This is a genomic window from Azospirillum sp. B4 (assembly GCF_000333275.1).
Classification (GTDB): domain Bacteria; phylum Pseudomonadota; class Alphaproteobacteria; order Azospirillales; family Azospirillaceae; genus Nitrospirillum.
The window spans coordinates 35968-43029 of sequence record NZ_BACU01000645.1; the positions used below are offsets into that span (position 1 = coordinate 35968).

At 65.1% G+C, this 7062-nt stretch carries 8 protein-coding genes; 5 read left to right on the top strand and 3 right to left on the bottom strand.

Annotated elements, in window-relative coordinates; translation table 11 throughout:
- The first annotated feature begins 98 nt into the window (after nt 1-98).
- The 3 genes from mtnA to I55_RS36495 all read left to right on the top strand — a co-directional run bounded on the left by mtnA (nt 99) and on the right by I55_RS36495 (nt 2270).
- Complete coding sequence (mtnA, locus tag I55_RS29300) at nt 99-1223, top strand: S-methyl-5-thioribose-1-phosphate isomerase (RefSeq protein ID WP_044564251.1); 1125 nt, start codon at nt 99-101, stop codon at nt 1221-1223.
- A 218-nt stretch (nt 1224-1441) separates the two neighbouring features.
- Nucleotides 1442-1897, top strand: a complete 456-nt coding sequence (locus I55_RS35135) for a Panacea domain-containing protein (RefSeq protein WP_083901513.1) — start codon at nt 1442-1444, stop codon at nt 1895-1897.
- A gap of 58 nt (nt 1898-1955) precedes the next feature.
- On the top strand, nt 1956-2270 hold the full coding sequence (locus tag I55_RS36495) for a hypothetical protein (RefSeq protein WP_148294040.1): 315 nt from the start codon (nt 1956-1958) through the stop codon (nt 2268-2270).
- Nucleotides 2271-2354: 84 nt separating this feature from the next.
- Here the strand turns inward: I55_RS36495 and mtnK are convergent, their stop codons facing one another.
- The 3 genes from mtnK to I55_RS29315 all read right to left on the bottom strand — a co-directional run bounded on the left by mtnK (nt 2355) and on the right by I55_RS29315 (nt 5064).
- Nucleotides 2355-3680: an S-methyl-5-thioribose kinase gene (mtnK, locus tag I55_RS29305; protein ID WP_044564252.1), complete on the bottom strand. Its 1326-nt coding sequence runs from the start codon at nt 3678-3680 to the stop codon at nt 2355-2357.
- Nucleotides 3681-3772: 92 nt separating this feature from the next.
- Nucleotides 3773-4489: a class II aldolase/adducin family protein gene (locus tag I55_RS29310; protein WP_044564253.1), complete on the bottom strand. Its 717-nt coding sequence runs from the start codon at nt 4487-4489 to the stop codon at nt 3773-3775.
- Complete coding sequence (locus I55_RS29315; protein ID WP_083901514.1) at nt 4486-5064, bottom strand: SH3 domain-containing protein; 579 nt, start codon at nt 5062-5064, stop codon at nt 4486-4488. The genes I55_RS29310 and I55_RS29315 overlap by 4 nt, the downstream gene beginning before the upstream one ends.
- 229 nt (nt 5065-5293) lie before the next feature.
- Between I55_RS29315 and I55_RS29320 the strand changes: the two genes are divergently transcribed.
- Both I55_RS29320 and rimP read left to right on the top strand, forming a co-directional pair.
- On the top strand, nt 5294-6283 hold the full coding sequence (locus I55_RS29320; protein ID WP_044564254.1) for a D-glycerate dehydrogenase: 990 nt from the start codon (nt 5294-5296) through the stop codon (nt 6281-6283).
- 409 nt (nt 6284-6692) lie between these two features.
- Nucleotides 6693-7062: ribosome maturation factor RimP (rimP, locus tag I55_RS29325; RefSeq protein WP_044564255.1), on the top strand; the 370-nt coding region annotated here is incomplete at its 3' end.

Consider the following 7062-nt stretch of genomic DNA (forward strand, 5'->3'; position numbering starts at 1 on the left):
GCCGGAAGTTTCCGGGGAGCGAAGCGGACTGGAAACTGAGGATAAGCCAAGCCGCCGGATGGCGGCGCCCGGCGCTTGAGGGAAAGGAGACACGGCCCATGAAGGTGGCGGGCGAGGCGATGCGGACCATCTGGGTGGAGCCCGACGGCCGGACCGTGGGCATCATCGACCAGACGCGGCTGCCCTTCCGGTTCGAAACCGTGATGCTGTCCGACGTCGCGGCCATGGCCACGGCCATCACCACCATGCAGGTGCGGGGCGCCCCGCTGATCGGTGCCGCCGCCGCCTACGGCATGGCGCTGGCCATCGGCGCGGGCGTGGAGGATGGCGACGTGGAGCGCGCCCACGCGCGCCTGATGGCCACGCGGCCAACGGCGGTCAACCTGCGCTGGGCCCTGGACCGCATGCGCGAGGTGCTGCTGCTGACCCCGCCGGCGGACAGGCTGGATCGCGCCTATGCCGAGGCCGCCGCCATCGCGGACGAGGATGTGGACATCTGCCGCGCCATCGGCCGCCACGGCCTGCACCTGATCCGCGCCGCCCATCAGCGCAACCCCGACCGGCCGGTGCGCATCCTGACCCACTGCAACGCCGGTTGGCTGGCCACGGTGGACTGGGGCACGGCCACCGCCCCCATCTACCTGGCGCATGAGGCCGGCATTCCCCTGCACGTCTGGGTGGATGAGACGCGGCCCCGTAACCAGGGCGCCTTCCTCACCGCCTGGGAACTGGGCCAGCACGGGGTGCCCCACGCCGTCATCCCCGACAACACCGGCGGCCACCTGATGCAGCACGGCCTGGTCGACCTGGTCATCGTCGGCACCGACCGCACCACGGCCCGGGGCGACGTCGCCAACAAGATCGGGACGTACCTGAAGGCGCTGGCCGCCAAGGACAACGACGTGCCCTTCTACGTCGCCCTGCCGTCCAGCACCGTGGACTGGACGCTGGAGGACGGCGTGGCCGGCATCCCCATCGAGGAGCGGCCGGGCGATGAGGTGGCGCGCATCACCGGCCTGGCCGAGCACGGCGGGCTGGAGACCGTGCGCCTGGTGCCCCAGGACAGCCCGGTGGTGAACTACGCCTTCGACGTCACCCCCGCCCGCCTGGTCACCGGCCTCATCACCGAGCGCGGCGTATGCAGCCCCCAGGACCTGGCCCAGCTGTTCCCTGACCACCAGCCGCCGGAACGCATGGGCCAGGTGGCGGTGAATGATGAGTGAAAGGCATCTTGAAAAGTGCGATATAAGCAACTATAAGAACAAAGAAGGAACACAGCTGCGCGCATACCAAATCTGACTTCGCCCGTCAACTGTGGTTGACAGTAAGCGGTAGGTGACCTACTTGATAGATGCATGGAGAAAGTCGAACATCGGTACTTCTTCCCAGCCGTTTCAATGGGTTATCGGAAACTGCCTAATGAGCGACTCGGAGAAAGCAAATGACATACAGTGCCATCAAAATAGCGAACAGACTTCTGGAGATCGCCGAGGAGTCGAACGGCGAGATCGATCCTCTGAAGCTTATTAAGTTGGTTTATATTTCGCATGGATGGAGCTTCCCTGTGCTCGGGCGGGCTCTTATCAATGACAGAATTGAGGCTTGGCAGTATGGACCTGTTATCCCTAAGCTTTATCATGCGATAAAAAAGTATCGTGCTGATCCAGTTACCGAGAAAATTGAAGGTGATCGGGATAGCAGCCGAATATCTAAGGAAGATGACGACCTTCTTCGGGAAGTTTATTCTGTATACGGAAAATTTTCAGGCGGCCAACTCTCTAATCTTACGCATAAGTCAGGTACACCTTGGGATGTAACCTGGAACGAGAACGGTAAGAATAGCGAAATCTCGAATGACCTCATCAAGCAGCACTACGGGCGACTCGCTGCAAGATAATGTCCCTCCGGCAGATCACACTGGTGCCGTTAAGGAACCAGATATAGGTGATCTGTCGGTGGGTACTGACGCAATGATGGAAGTCTTTGCTATGGCGACTGGAAGGAATCTATCCAGTGCCAGAGAAATGAGTGCTGTAAGAAAGGTGCTAAGGGAAGAAAAATCAGATGGACACGTCCATATTATTACTGTCGTATACCTGTACGCCGTAGGCGGTCTTGGTCTTTTATGTCTTGCTATTTTATTTTTTCACTTCTTGACGCCAGAAACGTGGCATTTTCTGAAAGAAGATCAAATTGTCAAAATTCAGGAACTATTGCTGAGTGGTGGAGCTGGCGCTTTTATCGAGAGATCTGCAAAAAAGATAAAATAAACCTCAAACGGCGCTTTATTTTCTCATCTATTTGTAAGCTGGCGCCGAATCAATTCAACGCCAGCTTTTATTTTTAGATCCTGCTTAACTCAGCCCCCGCTTATCAACCGGCCCCACTGCCGTGATGGTCCGGCGCACGTGGCGGGCGGCTTCGGTCACCGCCTTGATGGTGGGATAGCGGCTGGTTTCCACCATCAGCGACCGGGCCAGCGCCAGGCATCGGGTCTCGCACAGCGCCCGCAGGTCGGGGTCGGCGATCTTCTCCAGGTCGATGTTGTGGGCCAGGCCCAGGATGCGGCGGGTGATCTTGGCGCCGGCATAGCCCAGGGCGTCCACGAACAACCGGTCCAGGTAGGCGCGGCGCTCCGTTTCCAGGCAGGCGGTGCCCTCGGGGCCGGAGAACAGGGCGGCGGGATAGGCGTCGCCCTCGCCACTGGTGCGCCACAGGTGCAGGAACTTGGCGCGGAACAGGGTCCACAGCTCCTCCACCGTCTGCAGCACCCAGTCCTGGTAGGCGTCGCGCGGGTGGTCCTCGGTGCTGTGCCCATCCTGGGACAGGTAGTTCAGCAGCAGGTTGCCGATGATGGCGCCGACGTCGAAGCCCATGGGTCCGAAGAAGGCGAACTCCGGATCAATGACGCGGGTGTCCGTCTCCGTCACCATGATGGAGCCGGTGTGCAGGTCGCCGTGGATCAGCGCCTCCGGGCTGGCCATGAACTTCAGCTTCAGCCGGCTGGCCGCCAGCTTCCACGCCGCGTCCGCCCGCACCGCCTGGGCCGTGGTGTCCAGCTGCGGGCTGGTCCAGCGGTTGTGCGGGTGCGTCATGTAGGGCTGGGTGAAGATCACGTCCTCCGTCAGGCGGCACAGGGCATCGTTGGCGGTGAAGGCCGCCACCAGGGGACGCTTCTTCGAGGCCGGCAGGGCCAGGTCGCTGGTGGCGTAGAGGGTGCCCGCCAGATAGTCGCTGACATGCTCCGCCAGCTTGGGATAGCGCACGCCCTGCACCAGGCCCCGGCGCAGGATGATGTGGGGGCTTAAGCGCTCCATCACGATGGCGTACAGCGTGGGGTCGTAGTGCAGCAGGGCGGGCGCCCGGCCGGCGGCGCCGGCGGCGTGCAGGGCCATGGCCCGCTGCTCGAACCAGGCACGGTTGAGGTCCAGCGGCCAGCCTTCGCCCACCAGGCGCAGATAGGGCAGGGACTGCTTGACGCATAGGCCGGCGGGCCTGCCGTCCTGGCCGGGACCTTCCACCAGGAAGACCAGGTTCAGGTTGCCGTCGCCCACCTCGGTCACCCGCCAGTCGGCGGGGGTCCCGCCCAGGCGGGTGGCCAGGGCCGGCACGGCGGCCAGGAAATCGGGCAGGGTCGTATCGCTCAACGGGGCATAGCCCGGCGGCGTCTCCAGGGTCATGGGTGGCGCACTCCCAGCTGTTTCGTCGCCGCCTCACCGGACGGCGCTGACGACCACTGTGAGCCTGATGGCCGTAGGCGTCTAGCCGCGCATCAGTCGAGCTTGGTGGGGAATTCCAACGCTTGCGGCGTGCCTGGCGGCAAATCCTTGGGCTGGCGGCCATAGGTGGCGAAGCGGCGCAGCACCTCCGCCATCTCCTCCTCTCCCAGAATGACGGGGGTGCCCATCATGCGGGCGTGCCAGTACTGGCGGGCCAGGGTCTCCACCTCCACCGCCAGGTCCAGGGCGCGGCGCAGGTCGGCGCCGAAGGCGATCATGCCGTGGTTGGCCAGCAGACAGGCGCGGCGCGGGCCCAGCGCCGTCATCATGGCGTCCGACAGGGCCTGGGTGCCGAAGGTGGCGTAATCCGCCACCTCGATGCGGGTGCCGCCGGCCACGGCCACCATGTAGTGGAAGGCCGGGATGGGCTCCCGCAGGCAGGCCAGCGTGGTGCAGAAGGTCGAATGGGTATGCACCACTGCGCCGGCGGCCGGCCGGCCCTGATAGATCGACAGGTGCATGCGCCATTCGCTTGACGGTACCATGATACCGCGATAGCGCCCTTCCAGATCCATGAAGACAATGTCGCCGGGCTCCAGGTCGGCGTAGGGCACGCCCGACGGAGTGACCAGGAAGCCGCCGTCGCAGCGGGCGCTAACGTTGCCGGCCTTGCCCTGGTTGATGCCCAGGGCGTTCATGGCCGCTGCGGTATCGATCACCGCCTGGCGCAGGTTCACGTCATCATGGGGGGGCAAGGCGGCCGTCGTCATTCACCCACCTCTTCCTTGGCGTAGACGCCCCAGACCTCGTCGCGCTGCAGCCAGCCGCGGAAGCCGCCCACATCCACCTGGCACCACGGGCCCTTGCACTTGCGCAGCTTGGCGATGACGCCGGGGTCCAACTGGGCCACCGCTTCCGAGGTGGACGCGGCGTCGCGCCGCAGGGTGCGCAGCTGCTGGCCGGTGACGACGATGCCGCGCCGGCCGGACAGGGTGCTCTGGTGGACCCAACCCTGCGTGCCCTGCACGTCGCGGATGCGGCGCCAGGTGTCGAACTCCGCCGTGATCTCCACCGGCATGCCGGCCTTCACGAACACCCATTCCACAGGGTAGCGCACGCCGGGGCCGGTCCGCACGTTGACCTCGTTGGAGCGCAGGGTGACGAAGCGGGGCACCGGCAGGCCGCTGCGCACCACCGCGTCGGGATGGGCGGGGTCGCCTTGGCTTTCGCTGTCCTGCTTGTCCTGGGGGTCGACGGCGCCGTCGGTGCCCGCATGCGCCGCGAGGGTGGCGAAAGCCAGGAGGATCGCGGCGAACGGCAGCACCTGCCGGAAAAACCTGACCATGGGCGACCGTTCCAAAGGCTGTCCCCGTTAAGGGGAGGAAGGCGGGTGGGGTGGTCCTGTCAGGGACGGCCCCGATGTTTCGGTCCCCAATAGAAATCGGTCGTCCGCCGGGGTCAAGCATTGCCCCCGCCGCCGCCCGATCACCGGCTGCCAGCCGGACAGTGTCGCGGGGCCGCTGGACAGGGGGCGCCCCCGCTGCTATGGCAAGAACGCTATCTCGGGAGGAACCATGTCCGAGCGGAAAAAGCCCCTCGTCATCGTGACGCGCAAGCTGCCCGATGTTATCGAGACGCGGATGATGGAGCTGTTCGATACACGGCTCTCCACCGACGACCATGCCATGACATCCGCCGAACTGGCGGAGGCGGTCAAGGTCGCCACCGTCGTCGTCCCCACCGTGACCGATCGCCTGGACGCCAGCGTCCTGGCCCATGCCGGGCCACAGCTGAAGCTGATCGCCAACTTCGGCAACGGCGTCGACCATATCGACCTGAAGGCGGCGCGGGAGCGCGGCATCATGGTCACCAACACGCCGGGCGTCCTGACCGAGGACACGGCGGACATGACCATGGCCCTGATCCTGGCCACCGCGCGCCGCGTGGGCGAGGGGGAGCGGCTGATCCGCGCCGGCCAGTGGACGGGCTGGGGCCCCACCCTGATGCTGGGCACCCGCATCTGGGGCAAGCGCCTGGGCATCGTCGGCATGGGCCGCATCGGCCAGGCGCTGGCCCGCCGCGCCCGGGGCTTCGGCCTGTCGGTGCACTACCACAACCGGCACCGCGTCCACCCCGAGATCGAGCAGGAGCTGGAGGCGACCTACTGGGAAAGCCTGGACCAGATGCTGGCGCGGATGGACATCATCTCCATCAACTGCCCGCACACCCCGGCGACGTACCACCTGTTGTCCGCCCGCCGGCTGAACCTGCTGCGCGCCAACAGCATCATCGTCAACACCGCCCGCGGCGAGGTGATCGACGAGAACGAGCTGACGCGCAAGCTGGCCAAGGGCGAGATCGGCGCCGCCGGCCTGGACGTGTTCGAACAGGAACCAGCCATCAATCCCAAACTGCTGGCGCTCAGCAACGTCGTGCTGCTGCCCCACATGGGCTCCGCCACCATCGAGGGCCGGCAGGACATGGGCGAGAAGGTCATCGTCAACATCAAGACCTTCGTCGACGGGCACAAACCCCCCGACCGGGTCATCGAATCCATGTTCTGAGCCTGCGGAAAAAGGGGTGGGGCGGTTCGACTGGGCCGCCCACCCCTCTTGACCTGGGTTGTTTTGCACACCATCTTGCGGTTGATGGCGGGTTGATGCCACCATTGCTGGTGGGGAACGGGACAACCGGCGGCGACGCTGGCCTGCATCCCCTCCGGCACATGGCGGATGGCGCATTAAAACCCTTTGCGCAAAACGCCGTGGCGACTATGATCCGCCGCAGCAATCCTCATAACGATCCGGCCATCGACAATGTGGTGGCTGGCTGGAACGCTTTGCGGGTGGGCCATTGGCCCACTTTTTTTATTATCTGGGGTCGGCGATGTCAGGCGGGCAGGTTTTCGCCCCATATCCGTCCCCAAACGAAGGATGGGGGCGGCCCGGTCGGCCGTTCCCTGGATAGAGATCGATGGACGTACAGGAACGCATCGCCGGTATCATCGCCCCCTCGGTCGAGGCCATGGGCTATGACCTGGTGCGCGTGTCGCTGACGGGCAACGCCCGTCCGACGCTGCAGATCATGGCCGAGCGCGTGGACGGCGCCGCCATGACGGTGGACGATTGCGCGGAGATCAGCCGCGCGGTGTCGGCCCTGCTGGACGTCGAGGACCCCATCGATGTCGCCTACACGCTGGAGGTCAGCAGCCCGGGCATCGACCGGCCGCTGACCCGGCCCAAGGATTTCGAGCGCTTCGCGGGCTTCGAGGTGCGGGTGGAGACGTCGCAGCCGGTGGATGACCGGCGCCGCTTCATCGGCATGCTGAAGGGGATCGAGGACG

Excerpts from the sequence above, each read along its gene's own strand:
- I55_RS29315 (WP_083901514.1), bottom strand. The coding sequence starts at position 5,064 with ATGGTCAGGTTTTTCCGGCAGGTGCTGCCGTTCGCCGCGATCCTCCTG.
- I55_RS35135 (WP_083901513.1), top strand. The coding sequence starts at position 1,442 with ATGACATACAGTGCCATCAAAATAGCGAACAGACTTCTGGAGATCGCC.
- mtnK (WP_044564252.1), bottom strand. The coding sequence starts at position 3,680 with ATGACCCTGGAGACGCCGCCGGGCTATGCCCCGTTGAGCGATACGACC.
- I55_RS29310 (WP_044564253.1), bottom strand. The coding sequence starts at position 4,489 with ATGACGACGGCCGCCTTGCCCCCCCATGATGACGTGAACCTGCGCCAG.
- mtnA (WP_044564251.1), top strand. The coding sequence starts at position 99 with ATGAAGGTGGCGGGCGAGGCGATGCGGACCATCTGGGTGGAGCCCGAC.
- I55_RS29320 (WP_044564254.1), top strand. The coding sequence starts at position 5,294 with ATGTCCGAGCGGAAAAAGCCCCTCGTCATCGTGACGCGCAAGCTGCCC.